Genomic DNA, 14,158 nt, shown 5'->3' with positions numbered 1-14,158 from the left:
TCAATGCATGCTGATCACGGAACTTCACCGCAATTCCCCTCTCTCAAAGAACACTTCGCCATCATGGTGACCCCTTGTAGTGACCGCTTTTGCACCCTGCGGCGCGCCCAGAGAGAGTTGTACCGATGGTTCACGAAAAGCCCAGCCTGCCCGATGTGCCCACCGCAGAGCCGCCGCGCCCGGCCGCGGCGGCGACCCTGTTGGCGCTTATGCATGCTCAAGGTGAAGTCGAGCGGCTGAGTGAGCGTGAGCAACTGCTCAGTTCCCTGCTGGTCAGCGTGAACGCCGTGCTGTGGGCCATCGATTGGGAAACACGCCGCGTGCTGTATGTAAGCCCGGCGTACGAGCGCCTGTTTGGCCGCTCCGCCGGCCTGCTGCTGGCCGACCACCGTGAATGGCGCAACAGCGTCCACCCCGAAGACCTCGACTACGCCGAACACAGCCTGGCCCGTGTGCTGGAACAGGGCGCCGTGGAGGACCGCGAGTACCGCATCATCACCGCTGACGGTCAGATCCGCTGGTTGAGTGACAAGTGCTACATCAACCAGCAGGTGGTGCCCGGTGAAGCGCTGATCGTGGTGGGCATCGCCGAAGACATCACCGAAAAGAAGCAACTTGAGCTGGAACTCCATCGCCTCGCCACCACCGACGTACTGACCCAAAGCAGCAACCGCCGACACTTCTTCGAACTCGCCAACCAGGCCTTCGACAACGCCTGCGTGCAGGGCACCCCGCTGGCGTTCCTGTTGCTGGACATCGATGATTTCAAAGACATCAACGACACCTACGGCCACCTGGAGGGCGACCAGGTGCTGCGGCGCTTCGCGGAAAGCGGTCGCGGGGTATTGCGCCGTGGCGACCTGTTCGGGCGCATTGGCGGCGAAGAATTCGCCGCCGTCCTGCCGGGTTGCCCACCGGAGATGGCCCTGCAGGTGGCCGAGCGGTTGGGCAAGGAAATCCAGGCGTTGGTGTTCAGCTACGAGGGGCATGAATTCAATGTGACCGTCAGCCAGGGCCTGGCCGGCCTGCGCGAAGACGACTCCACCCTCGACAGCTTGTTTGCGCGAGCGGATGCGGCGATGTACGAGGCCAAGCGCCAAGGCAAGAACCGCGTTATAGCCGGTTAACACCGCTTGGCATTTATGCCTTTTTGTAGGAGCGAGCTTGCTCGCGAAAAACTCACAGGCGCCGCGTTTATCCAGGAAGCCCGCGTCATCGTTGACGTTTTTCGCGAGCAAGCTCGCTCCTACATGCGTTCGGTGTGTGTTTCAGGTTTTGCGCACTCGGGTCAGTTCCGACAAGCCGACCTTGAGCAGCCGCGCCGTCTTGCTGCCCGCCAGTTCTTCCAGCCCTTCGTGCTCGGTCAGCCGCGCCATTTGCGCCGCCAGGTTCACCACCAGGGCTTCGCGCGAATACACCCCGCCTTCCAGTGAATAGATCCCTGCGATCAACTGCCGCAACTCCAGCGGCAAGCGCCAACGCGTGCGCAACGCCGAACCGTAGGCAGCGCCAAAAGCGTCGAGGGATTCGCCGATGGCTTCATCATCCAGGGCGCCGCCGCCCTGGCGCCAGTCTTCCAGGCAGCGCAACAAGGCCAGGTCGCCCAAGCGATGCAGGATGCAGGCGCTGTAGCAGCGCTGGTGGTCGAGCTCCAGCATGCGCGCCAGGCGCCGGGCGTAGTCGGCGCTGTCCTGGGACAATTGCCAGTGCCGCTCGGCGTAGGCCACCAGCCCAGGGTCGCCCAACACCACGTTGTGCTTGAGCGCCAGGCCCAGGATGAGGTTCATGCTCTGGCCGGGCACCAACTTATGCAGGGCCTCTGACAGGGTCTGCACTGGCGTGCCGTGGTAGCCGGCGCTGTTGGCGGCGGCGATCAGTACGGCGGTGATTTGCGGGTCGCTGTGCACCTGGTCTTCCAACTGCTTGAGGTCCAGGCCTTCGGGCCCCAGGCTGCGTTGCACGGCGGTTTTCACATCCACACGCAACGGCGCCCCATCGCAGACCTCCCGGCGCCGCTCGAGGAAGGCGGGCAAGGTCATGCCCGGCGCCAGGGGTGGGATTTCGCAGTACACGCTTTCGCCTTCGTTGAGCAGCAGGTCTTGCAAGCGCTGGGTCAGGCTTTCCATGTTCAGCGGGCGGGTCAGGTAGGCGGTGGGCGCCAGGGGCAAGGCTTCGCGCACGCTGGCGCTGTCGTTGCGACTGCTCAGCAAGATAAACGGCAGCGAACGGCGCTTCTGGCGCACGCTGCGCAGCAGACTCAAGCCATCCACGCCCGGCAGCTCCCAATCCGCCAGGATCAGGTCATAGGTTTTTTCGCCCAACAGCGTGGCGGCGTGCTGCCCATCGGCGCACACATCCAGCCGTGCGTCACAGCGCACATTCAACAGCACTTGCTTGAGCAGGTCCCGCGACCAAGGGTCTGCTTCGGCGATTAACACTCGGGGTACAGCGGGTAAATCAACAGCAGTCATCCAGCACGCTCCATCGGCAATGCTTGCACCTTAGACAATGCAGGCGCGTGCGTACAATGAAGCAGGCACAAAAAAACCGCCGAAGCGGTTTTTTTGTACGGGCTGTAACCTGTGGCGAGGGAGCTTGCTCCCGCTGGACTGCGCAGCAGTCCCAAATCAAAGAGCGGGGCCGCTTCGCGCCCCAGCGGGAGCAAGCTCCCTCGCCACAGTGACTAAGGTTGGTCAGAGTTCGGAGAAACACTCTTCGATGATCGCCAGGCCTTTGTCCAACTGCTCGTCCGGCGAGGTCAGGGGCACCAGTACGCGCAATACGTTGCCGTAGGTACCGCAGGACAGCAGGATCAGGCCCTTGTCACGTGCCTTGGCTACCACGGAGGCAACGGCGGCAGCGTTTGGCTTGTGGGTGTCGCCGTCTTCGAACAGCTCGACCGCGATCATCGCGCCCAGGGCACGCACTTCGCCGATCACCGGGTACTTGGCCTGGATGGCCTTGAGACCAGTCACCAGGCGCTCGCCCACGGCCTTGCAGCGGTCCAGCAGGTGCTCTTCTTCGAACACTTCCATCACGGCCAGGGCTGCTGCGCAGGCAATCGGGCTACCGGCATAGGTGCCGCCCAGGCCGCCTGGAGCGATGGCGTCCATGTACTCGGCCTTGCCGCACACACCGGCCAGCGGGAAGCCGCCCGCGATGGATTTGGCGAAGGTGGTCAGGTCGGCGGCAACGCCCATCTGTTCCATGGCGAAGAAGGTACCGGTACGGCCGGCACCGGTTTGCACTTCGTCGGCGATCAACAGGATGCCGTGCTTGTCGCACAGTTCGCGCAGGCGCTTCATGAAGGCTTTCGGCGCGACGTAGAAACCGCCCTCGCCCTGTACCGGCTCGATGATGATGGCGGCGATATCACGCGGCTCGGCGTCGTTCTTGAAGATGCGCTCGATGCTGGCGATGGAGTCGTCGACGCTCACACCGTGCAGTTCGTTGGGGTACAGCGCACGGAACACGCCGCCCGGCATCAAGCCCATGCCGGCCGAGTAAGGCACGACCTTACCGGTGAGGCCCAGGGTCATCATGGTGCGGCCGTGGTAGGCGCCGGTGAAGGCGATCACACCGGCACGGCCGGTGGCGGCGCGGGCGATCTTCACGGCGTTCTCCACCGCTTCGGAACCGGTGGTGACCAGCAGGGTTTTCTTGGCGAAATCACCCGGCACCTTGGCGGCGACTTTTTCGCACACTTCTACGTAGGGCTCGTAGGCCAATACCTGGAAGCAGGTGTGGGTCAGCTTGTTGAGTTGCTCGGTCACGGCCGCGATGATTTTCGGGTGCACGTGGCCGGTGTTCAGCACGGCGATACCGCCGGCGAAGTCGATGAACTCGCGACCTTCAACGTCGGTCACGGTGGCGTTCTTCGCGGAGTCAGCGAAGATCGGGTGAATCTGGCCAACACCGCGCGGTACAGCGGCTTCGCGGCGTTTCATCAGGGATGCGTTGGTCTTGCTCATAAAGTCCTCATTCGCCGCTCATCGGGCGGCGTGGCTCAAGGATAGGTGGCGGGGAGGCAACTACGGCAGCATGCGATGATCGACTGCCACAGCTTTCCCGGCCACTGCGAATAACCATGTGAAACACGCAAAGGGGCAGCGCTCTCGTGCCCTCTGCGTTTACTGCAATCCCGTGCCTTAGATACCCAGGCAGAGGTATTTGATTTCCAGGTAGTCCTCGATCCCGTACTTGGAGCCTTCACGGCCCAGGCCGGAGGCCTTGATGCCGCCGAACGGCGCCACTTCGTTGGAGATCAACCCGGTGTTGACGCCGACCATACCGTATTCCAGGGCCTCGGCCACACGGAACACACGGCCCAGGTCGCGGGCGTAGAAGTAGGAAGCCAGGCCGAACTCGGTGTCGTTGGACATGGCGATCACTTCGGCTTCGTCTTTGAAGCGGAACAGTGGCGCCAGCGGGCCGAAGGTTTCTTCCTTGGCGACGGCGGCGTTTTTCGGCACGTCGACCAGGATGGTCGGTTCGAAGAAGTTGCCTTCCATCACCTTGCCACCGGCCAACAACTTGGCGCCTTTGCTCAGGGCATCAGCGATATGTTCCTGCACCTTGGCCACGGCTTTTTCGTCGATCAGCGGGCCGGTGGTGGTGCCGTCTTCCAGACCGTTACCGATCTTCAATTTGGTCACCGCCACCTTGAGCTTTTCAGCGAAGGCGTCGTACACCGAATCCTGGATGTACAGGCGGTTGGCGCAGACGCAGGTCTGGCCGTTGTTGCGGTACTTGGAGATGATCGCGCCTTCGACGGCCTTATCCAGGTCGGCGTCGTCGAACACGATGAACGGTGCGTTACCGCCCAGCTCCAGGGAGACTTTCTTGATGTCCTTGGCGCATTCGGCCATCAGCTGGCGACCAATTTCGGTCGAGCCGGTGAAGGACAATTTACGCACAATGGGGTTGCTGGTCAGCTCGCCGCCGATGTCGGCAGCACTGCCGGTGACTACGCTGAGCACGCCTTTGGGGATACCGGCGCGGTGCGCCAGCTCAACCAGGGCCAGGGCCGAGAACGGGGTTTGCGAGGCCGGCTTGATCACCATGGTGCAACCGGCAGCCAGAGCCGGGCCGGCTTTGCGGGTGATCATCGCCGCAGGGAAGTTCCACGGGGTGATGGCTGCGGTCACGCCGATGGGCTGCTTGATCACGATCAGGCGCTTGTCGGGCTGGTGGCCGGGGATCACGTCGCCATAGATGCGCTTGGCTTCTTCGGCGAACCACTCGATAAAGGAAGCGGCGTAGACGATTTCGCCCTTGGCCTCGGCCAGCGGCTTGCCTTGTTCGAGGGTCATCAGGCGGCCGAGGTCGTCCTGGTTTTCGATCAGCAGTTCGAACCAGCGGCGCAGCTTGTTGGCGCGCTCCTTGGCGGTGAGTGCACGCCAGGCTGGCAGGGCCTTGTCGGCGGCTTCGATGGCGCGGCGGGTTTCCGCGGCGCCCATCTTCGGCACGGTGCCGAGAATCTCGCCCGTGGCCGGGTTGTTGACCTTGATGGTTTGACCATTGTCCGCATCGACCCAAGCGCCATCAATGAAGGCTTGCTGGCGGAACAACTGGGTGTCTTTAAGCTGCATGTCGGCTTTCCTTAACAGCACCGCGCGCACGCGGAGCGAATTAGAGTTGTTGAAAGGCGCCTTGTGGGCTGCCGTCAGGGAAATCAGCCCCAGCGCGCAGAAGAAATGAAAGAGCGCACGGGAGACAGAGCGTTTGAAATCTCAAACGAATCCTAGGATCAATGGGGGTACAGGGCAATAGGATGTTCGAAAAAAAGAACGAATATGGCGCATCCGGTTCATCTTTCGGATCAAACGCACACACGACAACAGCCCCGGAGCCTGGTGGGCGCCGGGGCTGCTGGGGGCTCTGCAGCTTAAGGTTGGAACGACTTGAGCACGGCCAACAGGCTGGTCAAATTGTCGGCCACGCCGCCCTGGGCGACTTTTTCGGTGGCGGCGGCGCCAGCGGTGGTGTCGACGCTGTAGATCTGCATCACGCCCTGGTTGGTGGCCGCCTGAGCCAGGGTGTTTTGTTGCTGTTGGGCCGAGACCGAGTTCTGGAACAGAATGGCCGTGGCCTGGCCCATGGACTGGTAGATGGTGCTCATGGCCATCGCGGGTGATTCGGCAACCACCTTGACGTTGGTCTGAGTGACGGCATCGGTGATTTGCGGGCTGACTGTACTCATGGTTGAAACTCCTGGGTTGAGAAAGAACAACATCCGTTATTGCTCAGTGCTTAAGGCTGGAACGACTTGAGCACGGTCAACAGGCTGGTGAGGTTATCCGACACGCCGCCCTGGGCGACTTTCTCGGTAGCCGCCGCACCTGCGGTGGTATCGACGCTGTAGATCTGCATCACGCCCTGGTTGGTGGCCGCCTGGGCCAGGGTGTTTTGCTGCTGCTGGGCCGACACGGCGTTCTGGAACAGAATCGCCGTGGCCTGCGCCATGGATTGATAGATAGTGCTCATCGCCATCGCAGGCGATTCGGCCACCACTTTGACGTTGGTCTGGGTGACCGCGTCGGTAATTTGCTCGTTGACTAATGGCATGATCAATTTCCTTATTTAGTACACGGTGCATTCCGTGTTCATCAATGAACGTTGCGGAACAGGCGCTGTGAAACGCAGGGTCAAGGTTTTGCAGTGGGGCCCAGCGCCGCTTCAATCTGGGCGATCAACCCCTGGATCAGTGCCTGCACTTCCTTGCGTTGCGCATCCTGGTCGGGAGCTGCGCCGTCCAACACCTGGCGCAGCGCCGCTTCACGTTGCAGGGCAGCGGTCTTGAGCGCTTGTTCGTTGGCCTTCGATTGCGCAAGCACTTCGGTAGCGCGCTTGAGGGTTTCGTCGACGGTGGCCTGGGGCGTTCCGGCGAAGATCTGCGGGTTGCGCAGCATCGCTTCGAGCCGCTGGCGGTCATCGGCAGACAGGACCGAGGGTGTGGAAGGGGGTGCCATGTCGATCTCCTTGGGTTTTACGTCGCCTGCAAAAGGGCCGCTAAAGCCGCACCTCTCTGCCGTCTTCCCAGAAACCGGCAAAGAAAAAACGCGGCGACGCAGCACAGAACGTCGCGAGCTCTGCCGGTGTCATCGCTGAGGGTTGCCGATTGAAGATGGCCGGCGGTGGCGGAACCAGATTGGCCGCGTTGTAGAGGTTGCCGACCTCATAAGCGTTGGCCGCGAATTGTGAGCAAAAGGAACCGCTGCCTATCGCTATCGACTCATTGATCCGAGCCTGCAGGGTGTCGTTGGCCTTCCAGTTCTTGAATGCAGAAAGCATCGCGTTCCACGCGCTATAACTGCCGTCGATTTCATCGCCGAGCTTGTCGAAATAAAACTGCTTGGCCGCCAGCGCCGCCGCAAACCCCAGCTCAGTGTCACGGCAGGAAAACACCATGGCGGTGCGAGGGGGTTTTTCCAGGCTCACGTCAGTCAACGCCAGGCCAGTGCCGACGCTTTCGATCACCATGGTCTTGCTCACCGCAATTGCCGGGTGGACCACATTCAGATACGTCGTGTCCTGTGAGAACACCTTGGCTTTGACCAACTGACCGGCTTTGATGAAAGCCCGCGTCGTACTGTCATCTTCTTGCTTCACCGAAAAAATAAGATCTCCAACGTCCATGATGTCGCTCCTCACTCAAGAAAAGTTGCTTTCAAGTTGCTGTTGCACCGCCCCAGCAGAACGCCGAAGCGCTGTGCTCGGTTCAGGCCGCTGGCGCGGCCCGGTTGGCCAAGGTGTCGGCGTACTTGGCGATGCTCTGGTCGATCTTGTCGATGGCCACGCTGGCGGCTTCGGCTTCCATCGCACCGGCAGCGGCAGCCACGGCGGCAGCGGCGCCTACCAGCAGGTCGGTGGCCAAGGCGCCCAAGGCGTCTTCGGCAGCGGCCGGCAGGTTGTCCTTGACGATGTTCTCGGTCATTTGCTGGAGCAGCACGGCCTGGGCCGCCAGGGCGATCTTGCTGACCCCATCGAAGTACCCCGCCGCCGCTTGCGCCACCAGCCCGGCCGCCTGGCTGATCATCATGTCGGCCGGCACCGCGATCTGCGCCGGCGCATAGGCAAAGTTCTGCGCGTTGGTGAACTGCACCGCCTGCACGATCTGGCTATTGAGCGCCGCCGTGCTGTCGGATGACGGCGTGCTCACCTGGTTGAGCAGGTGCTCGTTCATGCGCGCCATGATCGAGCGCGAGGCCGGTGCGGCGGGCGCCGACGCAGGTGGGTCGGCGGCGGGCGTTGCTTGGGAGGCGGCGGGTTTCTTTCTGCTGAACCACGACATAATCAATCTCCCGAGGGCTCAGCCCTTCTCGCCAATCTGCATGATCAGCGCCACGGCCTTGGAGATCACCGCGTTGGAAATCTGATTCATCGCCTGCTGGCTGTTGACCGCGTTCTGCAACGACAGGCCCGCCGCGCTGCTGGCCACCTGGTACAGGGACGCGATGGCCTGGGCTGGCGCCTCGGCCACCACCTTGACGTTGGTTTGAGTGACCGCGTCGGTGATCTGGCTGTTGACCTCTGTCATACATCTCTCCTTGATGGCATTCACCCAGGTTTGGGTGTGGATAGCGGCGGCGTGCTGCGCTCATACCACTAGAACGCCCCACGCCAACATGTGTGAATCACCTTCAGCGCAAGGCACTGCGCAGCAGTTGCACACGCTTGCGCACCAGCGGCAGCTTCACGTGCAGCTCGGCGGCAATTTGCGGGTAAGGCAGGTCGTCGACAAAACGCATCTCGAACAAGCGCTGCTGCAACAGCGGTAACCGTGCAACATGCGCCTCGATCTGCTCCAGGCGCTCATAACATTCCACCCGCTCCAGCACCGAAGCGCAGGGCGCGGCGAGCGCGGCCAGGTGATCGTGCTCAAGGTCCACCGAATCATCGAACAGCCGCCCCTCGCGCTTGCTGCGCCGCAGGCTGTCGAGAAACACATGATCGAGCACCAGAAACAGAAACCCCTGAGGGTCGCGAATGCGCTCCGGCGAACGCCGAAAAAACAGCAGGGCCTTGATCGCCGTGGCCGACAACCACTCCTGGCCCTGATCCAGATTGCCCTTGGCCCGCCGCAACGCCCGGCGCCTGAGCTCGCCGTGCACAGCGCGCCAACTCGCTTCGAACAAACGGTCATCGGCGGCCCATTGATCCTTGAACTGAACAGTCATCCCCATCGCCAGCACTCCTGTGCATCCTTGATGAAGGGCCAGTCTGCGAGGGCTCGACGGGGGTACGCTGTTACCTGGGGAACACCGCCACAACTAATTCAGCGCAAAAGCCTTGCGCCGTAACTGCTCAACATCGTTGATCACCATGCGCTCCAGATCGCCGCTGATCACCCCACTGCGCCGCCACACTTGCAGCTGTACATTCAGCTTGGGCCGGCTGGTATTCAGCATCGACGCCAACACCCCTTGGCTTGCGGGCAACGACACACTGGGCAAGGCCAACGCCAGGTCGATCTCACCCAGATTGGCCAACAGAAACCGCGCCAACCGCGACTCCAGCCGATGCAGGCACACCAACTCCAGCAACTCGATGGCGTGCAGTAACCTCAGCATCATCAGCATCAACAGGCGCCGCAGAAACACCGGCTCCTCAAACAACACAGCAAAATGCCGGCTACCCAACTGCAACAAACGCGTGGGCCCGCTGGCAAAGGTAGAAGACTCGCGCCCATGATCCTTGATCAACGCCGTCTCCCCCACCACCTGCCCGGCCCCGGTACTGCCGATAATCTGCTCGCGCCCATCGGGCCCATGCACCACCGAATAAATCCGCCCCTCCACCACCAGCGCAATGAATTCGAGGGTGTCGTCCTTGAAATACAACAGCTCACGATCATCCAGCGTGCGCTCCACCATATGGGTGGCAACGTAGCGCAAGAGATGCTCCGGCATACCTCGAAACAAATCGGAGCGAGCCAGCAGGGTTTGTCTGAGCGGGAGATCGAGCATCACGGTTCCTTTGGAATGCATGCGTTCACCTGAGGAATTGCGGCGTGGAAGCGGTGTAAAGCCACAAGAGCAAAGCAAACAAAGGGACGTGCGGCGCGGGGAGTTGTGAATGAGGGTGGCGATTAGCCATTTTTTGTCGGAAATGGACGACAGGGGGCGGGGCAAATGCCGGAATGGACGCATCAGGTCGACATGGGTATGATGTCGCCCGCACAAGCATCCGTAGCTCAGCTGGATAGAGTACTGCCCTCCGAAGGCAGGGGTCGTGGGTTCGAATCCCGCCGGGTGCACCAAAATGATGTTTCTGGTTGTCTCCTGATGACTACGAAACGCCCCGCAAAGCCCGCCCTGTGCGGGCTTTGTTGTTTCTGCTTGTCTACCTTTATCTTCCCTCATACTGTAGCTCTGTGTATCCCACGGTGTATCCTCAGGCATCTCTAGAACCGAGGGGATACAAGGGCGTGAAACGGTCAGAAATCAAACGCAGACCACTCAGTGACACCGCGCTGGCAAGCATCGAACCCGAGACCGGGGAATATCGCGAGCTCGATGGTAATGGCCTGTATCTGCGCGTGAAGCCAGACGGTCAGAAGTCCTGGCAGCTTCGATACAAAAACCAAGCAGCCAAATGGAGCTGGCTTGGCCTTGGCGGCTACCCCGAAGTCAGTGGCGCACTGGCCAGGAAAAAGGCAGCCGAGTATCGCAAGGAGATCGCCAACGGCGGCGACCCCATTGCTGCACGCAAGGCCCGTAAGGCAGCCGAACTCGAAGCAGCAACAAACACTTTCGAGATACTCGCTCGCGAATGGATCGAAATTCGCACTCCAGGCTGGGAAACCAGTACAGCAAAACGCACGGTCGGCGCTCTACAACTCCACGTCTTCCCTGTGTTCGGCAAAAGACCATATGCAGAGATAACCCCAAAGCAATGGATGGATTTTCTACAAACGCTTGAGCGAAAGGGCATCCTTGAGCAAATGAGCCGCGTTCGCCGCTCCTGCAAGGAAATTTACGATCTGGCGAGGGTGACAGGCAGAGCCATTCACAACCCGCTGGAAGGCCTTAGTCGTTTCCTGCAATCCAAGCCAGCCGAGAACTACGCCCACGTCACAGCGAAAGAGCTTCCTGAGCTACTACGCGCCATTCGGACCTACCCCCATGCTTTAGATCTGCGCCTTGGCCTGCACCTATTAACGCTGACTGGCGTCCGTCCGAGTGAGCTACGCGAGGCGCCCTGGTCGGAGTTTGACTTGGACAACGCACTTTGGAGCATTCCGGCTGCTCGCATGAAAAAGCGCCGCGACCACCTAGTACCGCTGTCAAAGCAGGCAGTTAAAGCGCTTCGAGAGCTACACACGCTAAATGGTCGTTACCCGCTGCTCTTTCCCGGACGCAGTGACCGAAAAAAACCGCGCAGCAATATGGCATTCAATATGGCGTTACGGCGACTGGGCTACGAGGGGCGCCAAACGGCCCACGGTTTCCGACATGTCGCCTCGACCATGCTGCGCGAAAACAACTTCCCGCGTGAACATGTAGAGGCTCAGCTAGCGCACGTTGAGGGCGGTGTCTCAGGGGTTTACAACAAAGCGATCTACCTGGAGCAACGCCGGCAAATGATGCAGTGGTATGCCGACCAGTTGGACACGCTCGAAAAGGGCAATGTCGTCTCAATAAAACTCCAAGCAACGAGCTAAATAATCGATGGCTGACTATCTACTCAAAGAATGGCTCACACTGGATGAAGCTGCTTGCTGGTTATCCGATCAAACGGGACAGACTTACACAGAGATCAGTATCCAGAGGGCGCTAAACACCTTTCGCCTACCTGCTCATTATTGGCCAACCGACAATGCAGAGATTGGCCTCTTTGCTCTGACCTTGAGACCTGGAAAGAGCGACTGGCGAACCTCTGGATTAACACCCCTGCCAGAATCCCCACTCCACCTGGATACAGACCAATGCTCACTGTCGTACGTGGTCGACGGCCCAGTTCCGCTACCAAATTACGAATTGTTCAGCGAAAACCAAGCACGCCACTTTTCCCGACCAATTGGGATATTCACACCTACAGGTGACGGCGAGTTGAACGGTTGCTATCGCATTGACGAAAACGAACGACCCGCCTGTATCACTACGGGGAGCTCTCAAGTGCTCATTCACTTAGCTGACCTTCAGGAGTTCAAGGAGGGATTACCGCTGCCACCTCAACGCCCTTCGCACAACCTGTACATAGAAACCAGCAGGCTAGCCGGAACAAACAGGACCATTATCAGAAGTCGAAGCTCGGTTAACTGGTTTAGCTATCCCGATGCGATCAAGCAGGCTGATATCTCAGATGAAAAAGGGACCTTGCCAGTCCTGCGGGCTCTCGGATTCGCCACACACGTCATTGCTGAAATAGGCGCCCACATAGACGCGAAAGAAACCATAGCCAGCAATCGCAAAAGCTTCATGCGCGGCGGAAAACCCAACGTATCCGCTATCGCGAGAACCCTAACAAAAGTGGCAAGTGACCTCCGACACACAGGACACGGCACGACGGGAGAAGGCTTTCAGAAGTTATTGAGCGCAGCACTTCGGGAGGTCGAATAACGGATTTACGAATTACGAATTCGGAAAATCCTCAATCGTAAAAACCTCGATGCCAATCTTCACCCCGTAGTCGCAGACAGTCCTACGGAGATGAAGATGCATACACACCGCACCACAGCGCAGAGCGCTGACCTCATGACACCAGAGCATGCCGCTCGCGCCCTGAGCGTTTCCATTCGCACGCTAGCGGCCTGGCGCAGTATAGGCCGCCACGCCCTCCCCTATGTGAAGGTCGGCCGCCTCGTGCGCTACAGGGAAAGCGATATCGCCGACTGGCTGCAGGCCAATCTTCATTGCGGGAAGGGGGTGGATTGATGGCCGCTTCAACTGCTAACCCGCAACCTGCCAGCAGCGAGAGCGATTGTGAGCGCGCCTCTTACAATCTACAGAGATTCAAGTCTTGGGCGGGATCAATGATGCTTGGGCCATCCAGATTCGGAGGCCTGTTGCCCGTGAGCGCCATCCCTAAAGTACGTCCACAAGTCCAAGCGAAACGCCGCTGCCCTGACTGCGGTGCGGCGTTGATTAAGCGCAGCTCCAACAGCGAGCACGCACTTATGTCCAAAACCCTGCTTGTATGCAAGAACGCAGTTTGTGGCGCCACTTTCACCGGCATCGACGAAATAACGCATCGTCTAAGCCCGCCCAGTCGACCGAATCCAGAGATACAACTGCCATATGCCCCGAGCGCAATTCGTCGCGGTGTACTCAAAGAGCTGGGCCTACTTACACACGACACACAATTATCGACCCTAAGCCACTCACAAAACAAAAGCGAGGTACGGCCGTGAGCAAGCAACTAGATAGGAGAGATAGCACGGTCGTCGCACTGGTGCGCATGCCTGAGCTACAGATGCTTACTGGCCTAGCGCGGCCCACTGTCTACAAAATGATCCATCGCGATCCTACGTTTCCTCGGCCGGTAAAGCTGAACGACAGCGGCGCCCGAAACGCACCTGTGGCGTTTGTGTTGAGCGAGGTTCAAGCCTGGATAAACGGGCGTATTGAGGCACGGGGGCAACGAGCATGAGCAAGGCGATGACAAAGCCATTCCAACCTGTGAAACGTTTGGATCTGGGAAACCGCCTGCTGCGTCGTCGCGACGTGGAGCAGAAGACAGGCAAGAGCAGAGCCGCAATCTATGCCGATATCCGGTCCGGCACCTTCCCGGAACCTATTCCAATTGGCATCAACAGCGTGGCCTGGCTGGAGGCTGAGATCGATCAGTGGATTGCTGACCGTCTGGAGGAACGTAGCCAAACACGAGAGAAAAAAGCGATGCGGGGGACGCATTCGGCTCAATTACTTTCGGAGATTCACTCATGACCACAATCACATTATCTGTCGACGGGCATTCGATCCGTTTTCCCCTAGACGACTTACGCAGCCTGGAGACGGTTCTCCTGAACGCAGCACGTCGCCCTGGTCAGGAGGCATTTTGCGCGACCGCCAGTGGACGCATGACAGCCATCCTCGAACTCAATACCGCCAAGTCCGGCATGACCAGTACAGCGAGCCCAAGCGGGCAACATCACTTCAATGAAAGTGGTAGCGGTGCGATTCAACTAACCGACTGCTAACCCCTAACTGCACTG

At 59.9% G+C, this 14,158-nt stretch carries 19 protein-coding genes and 1 tRNA gene; 9 read left to right on the top strand and 11 right to left on the bottom strand.

What is annotated here, in order from left to right; translation table 11 throughout:
• Positions 1–125 precede the first annotated feature (125 nt).
• Positions 126–1,127, top strand: coding sequence for a GGDEF domain-containing protein (locus GIW79_RS12230; protein WP_236456319.1), 1,002 nt, complete (start codon positions 126–128; stop codon positions 1,125–1,127).
• Positions 1,128–1,268: 141 nt separating this feature from the next.
• On the opposite strand, the gene GIW79_RS12225 is transcribed toward GIW79_RS12230, so the two are convergent.
• From GIW79_RS12225 to GIW79_RS12175, 11 genes are all read right to left on the bottom strand, one after another.
• Positions 1,269–2,471 carry an HDOD domain-containing protein gene (locus tag GIW79_RS12225; protein ID WP_054896819.1) on the bottom strand — a complete coding sequence of 401 codons (1,203 nt, stop codon included), beginning with the start codon at positions 2,469–2,471 and terminating at the stop codon, positions 1,269–1,271.
• A 222-nt stretch (positions 2,472–2,693) separates the two neighbouring features.
• Positions 2,694–3,971, bottom strand: coding sequence for a 4-aminobutyrate--2-oxoglutarate transaminase (gene gabT, locus GIW79_RS12220; RefSeq protein ID WP_014716416.1), 1,278 nt, complete (start codon positions 3,969–3,971; stop codon positions 2,694–2,696).
• Between the two features lie 177 nt (positions 3,972–4,148).
• On the bottom strand, positions 4,149–5,591 hold the full coding sequence (gene gabD / locus GIW79_RS12215; RefSeq protein WP_236477372.1) for an NADP-dependent succinate-semialdehyde dehydrogenase: 1,443 nt from the start codon (positions 5,589–5,591) through the stop codon (positions 4,149–4,151).
• A 296-nt stretch (positions 5,592–5,887) separates the two neighbouring features.
• Positions 5,888–6,202: a RebB family R body protein gene (locus GIW79_RS12210; protein WP_003187551.1), complete on the bottom strand. Its 315-nt coding sequence runs from the start codon at positions 6,200–6,202 to the stop codon at positions 5,888–5,890.
• 50 nt (positions 6,203–6,252) lie between these two features.
• Entirely contained in the window at positions 6,253–6,567 is a 315-nt protein-coding gene (locus GIW79_RS12205; RefSeq protein ID WP_003187550.1) for a RebB family R body protein, read from the bottom strand.
• An 80-nt stretch (positions 6,568–6,647) separates the two neighbouring features.
• Positions 6,648–6,971 (bottom strand): hypothetical protein, encoded by a 324-nt coding sequence (locus GIW79_RS12200; RefSeq protein WP_057978433.1) that lies wholly within the window; start codon positions 6,969–6,971, stop codon positions 6,648–6,650.
• Positions 6,972–7,011: 40 nt separating this feature from the next.
• Entirely contained in the window at positions 7,012–7,638 is a 627-nt protein-coding gene (locus GIW79_RS12195) for a hypothetical protein (RefSeq protein ID WP_034125445.1), read from the bottom strand.
• 82 nt (positions 7,639–7,720) lie between these two features.
• Entirely contained in the window at positions 7,721–8,293 is a 573-nt protein-coding gene (locus tag GIW79_RS12190; protein ID WP_057978429.1) for a hypothetical protein, read from the bottom strand.
• Between the two features lie 18 nt (positions 8,294–8,311).
• Entirely contained in the window at positions 8,312–8,539 is a 228-nt protein-coding gene (locus GIW79_RS12185) for a RebB family R body protein (RefSeq protein ID WP_003187543.1), read from the bottom strand.
• A 103-nt stretch (positions 8,540–8,642) separates the two neighbouring features.
• On the bottom strand, positions 8,643–9,185 hold the full coding sequence (locus GIW79_RS12180) for an RNA polymerase sigma factor (protein ID WP_175550956.1): 543 nt from the start codon (positions 9,183–9,185) through the stop codon (positions 8,643–8,645).
• Positions 9,186–9,272: 87 nt separating this feature from the next.
• On the bottom strand, positions 9,273–9,989 hold the full coding sequence (locus GIW79_RS12175; RefSeq protein ID WP_158068757.1) for a Crp/Fnr family transcriptional regulator: 717 nt from the start codon (positions 9,987–9,989) through the stop codon (positions 9,273–9,275).
• 195 nt (positions 9,990–10,184) lie between these two features.
• On the opposite strand from GIW79_RS12175, the gene GIW79_RS12170 reads away from it, so the two are divergent.
• From GIW79_RS12170 to GIW79_RS12135, 8 genes are all read left to right on the top strand, one after another.
• Positions 10,185–10,261: transfer RNA gene (locus GIW79_RS12170), tRNA-Arg, on the top strand.
• A 168-nt stretch (positions 10,262–10,429) separates the two neighbouring features.
• Positions 10,430–11,665 carry a tyrosine-type recombinase/integrase gene (locus GIW79_RS12165; RefSeq protein ID WP_169863850.1) on the top strand — a complete coding sequence of 412 codons (1,236 nt, stop codon included), beginning with the start codon at positions 10,430–10,432 and terminating at the stop codon, positions 11,663–11,665.
• A 7-nt stretch (positions 11,666–11,672) separates the two neighbouring features.
• Positions 11,673–12,563, top strand: a complete 891-nt coding sequence (locus tag GIW79_RS12160; RefSeq protein WP_236455238.1) for a hypothetical protein — start codon at positions 11,673–11,675, stop codon at positions 12,561–12,563.
• Between the two features lie 96 nt (positions 12,564–12,659).
• Positions 12,660–12,878 (top strand): helix-turn-helix domain-containing protein, encoded by a 219-nt coding sequence (locus GIW79_RS12155; RefSeq protein ID WP_236455236.1) that lies wholly within the window; start codon positions 12,660–12,662, stop codon positions 12,876–12,878.
• A complete protein-coding gene (locus GIW79_RS29605) occupies positions 12,878–13,354 on the top strand; it encodes an ogr/Delta-like zinc finger family protein (protein ID WP_307848874.1) in 477 nt (158 codons plus the stop codon). Before GIW79_RS12155 ends, GIW79_RS29605 begins: the two co-directional genes overlap by 1 nt.
• Before the next feature lie 47 nt (positions 13,355–13,401).
• Positions 13,402–13,593 (top strand): helix-turn-helix transcriptional regulator, encoded by a 192-nt coding sequence (locus GIW79_RS12145; RefSeq protein ID WP_065933459.1) that lies wholly within the window; start codon positions 13,402–13,404, stop codon positions 13,591–13,593.
• The gene (locus GIW79_RS12140) at positions 13,590–13,889 is read left to right on the top strand and encodes a helix-turn-helix transcriptional regulator (RefSeq protein ID WP_169863856.1); all 300 of its coding nucleotides are present in this window, start codon (positions 13,590–13,592) and stop codon (positions 13,887–13,889) included. Before GIW79_RS12145 ends, GIW79_RS12140 begins: the two co-directional genes overlap by 4 nt.
• Positions 13,886–14,143, top strand: coding sequence for a hypothetical protein (locus GIW79_RS12135; RefSeq protein WP_169863858.1), 258 nt, complete (start codon positions 13,886–13,888; stop codon positions 14,141–14,143). The genes GIW79_RS12140 and GIW79_RS12135 overlap by 4 nt, the downstream gene beginning before the upstream one ends.
• Positions 14,144–14,158: the final 15 nt, after the last annotated feature.

The sequence above is a fragment of the Pseudomonas sp. PA-7-1E genome, assembly GCF_021605325.1.
GTDB lineage: Bacteria > Pseudomonadota > Gammaproteobacteria > Pseudomonadales > Pseudomonadaceae > Aquipseudomonas > Aquipseudomonas fluorescens_BV.
Note: the sequence above shows the minus strand (reverse complement) of the source record. Positions and strands in the feature narration are given on the sequence as shown.

Bases quoted from the DNA above. Each gene is read 5' to 3' on its own strand.
- GIW79_RS12145 (WP_065933459.1), top strand. From the start codon at position 13,402: ATGCCTGAGCTACAGATGCTTACTGGCCTAGCGCGGCCCACTGTCTAC.
- GIW79_RS12195 (WP_034125445.1), bottom strand. From the start codon at position 7,638: ATGGACGTTGGAGATCTTATTTTTTCGGTGAAGCAAGAAGATGACAGT.
- GIW79_RS12185 (WP_003187543.1), bottom strand. From the start codon at position 8,539: ATGACAGAGGTCAACAGCCAGATCACCGACGCGGTCACTCAAACCAAC.
- gabD (WP_236477372.1), bottom strand. From the start codon at position 5,591: ATGCAGCTTAAAGACACCCAGTTGTTCCGCCAGCAAGCCTTCATTGAT.
- GIW79_RS12210 (WP_003187551.1), bottom strand. From the start codon at position 6,202: ATGAGTACAGTCAGCCCGCAAATCACCGATGCCGTCACTCAGACCAAC.
- GIW79_RS12230 (WP_236456319.1), top strand. From the start codon at position 126: ATGGTTCACGAAAAGCCCAGCCTGCCCGATGTGCCCACCGCAGAGCCG.
- GIW79_RS12205 (WP_003187550.1), bottom strand. From the start codon at position 6,567: ATGCCATTAGTCAACGAGCAAATTACCGACGCGGTCACCCAGACCAAC.
- GIW79_RS12135 (WP_169863858.1), top strand. From the start codon at position 13,886: ATGACCACAATCACATTATCTGTCGACGGGCATTCGATCCGTTTTCCC.
- GIW79_RS12225 (WP_054896819.1), bottom strand. From the start codon at position 2,471: ATGACTGCTGTTGATTTACCCGCTGTACCCCGAGTGTTAATCGCCGAA.
- gabT (WP_014716416.1), bottom strand. From the start codon at position 3,971: ATGAGCAAGACCAACGCATCCCTGATGAAACGCCGCGAAGCCGCTGTA.
- GIW79_RS12180 (WP_175550956.1), bottom strand. From the start codon at position 9,185: ATGGGGATGACTGTTCAGTTCAAGGATCAATGGGCCGCCGATGACCGT.
- GIW79_RS29605 (WP_307848874.1), top strand. From the start codon at position 12,878: ATGGCCGCTTCAACTGCTAACCCGCAACCTGCCAGCAGCGAGAGCGAT.
- GIW79_RS12175 (WP_158068757.1), bottom strand. From the start codon at position 9,989: ATGCATTCCAAAGGAACCGTGATGCTCGATCTCCCGCTCAGACAAACC.
- GIW79_RS12200 (WP_057978433.1), bottom strand. From the start codon at position 6,971: ATGGCACCCCCTTCCACACCCTCGGTCCTGTCTGCCGATGACCGCCAG.
- GIW79_RS12140 (WP_169863856.1), top strand. From the start codon at position 13,590: ATGAGCAAGGCGATGACAAAGCCATTCCAACCTGTGAAACGTTTGGAT.
- GIW79_RS12155 (WP_236455236.1), top strand. From the start codon at position 12,660: ATGCATACACACCGCACCACAGCGCAGAGCGCTGACCTCATGACACCA.
- GIW79_RS12190 (WP_057978429.1), bottom strand. From the start codon at position 8,293: ATGTCGTGGTTCAGCAGAAAGAAACCCGCCGCCTCCCAAGCAACGCCC.
- GIW79_RS12160 (WP_236455238.1), top strand. From the start codon at position 11,673: ATGGCTGACTATCTACTCAAAGAATGGCTCACACTGGATGAAGCTGCT.